Below are 292 nucleotides of genomic sequence, written 5' to 3'. Positions count from 1 at the left end.
CGAGGCCGGCCTGGACGGGCTTCATCATGCAGACCGGCAAGTCCATGGGCAACAAACCGCTTCTTCCAGTGCGTAATTGCCGGCGGTGTCACCTCGCACTGCGTTGCAATTTCTTGACTCGTATGACCGTCAGCGGCCATCAAAACAATCTTTGCACGGCGGACCAGAGAATGAGGCAGCGAACGCGAGCGGCTCATTGACAGCAATTGTTCTCGCTCCAGTTCCGACACGACAACCTCGATTCCTTTACGTCCCATGATCGCCTCCAACACGCCGTGAATTCGATCATAGA

General features: G+C 55.8%; 1 protein-coding gene. It reads right to left on the bottom strand.

The window, feature by feature from the left end; genetic code table 11:
* The coding region (locus tag AB4Y43_RS40570; RefSeq protein ID WP_368730301.1) for a helix-turn-helix domain-containing protein at positions 1–257 on the bottom strand (257 nt) is incomplete at its 3' end.
* Between the last annotated feature and the right edge of the window lie 35 nt (positions 258–292).

This window comes from Paraburkholderia sp. BR10872 (genome assembly GCF_040965835.1).
Lineage (GTDB): Bacteria > Pseudomonadota > Gammaproteobacteria > Burkholderiales > Burkholderiaceae > Paraburkholderia > Paraburkholderia nodosa_A.
The sequence above is the reverse complement of the archived record's forward strand: the minus strand, read 5'-3'. Positions and strand labels throughout refer to the sequence as shown.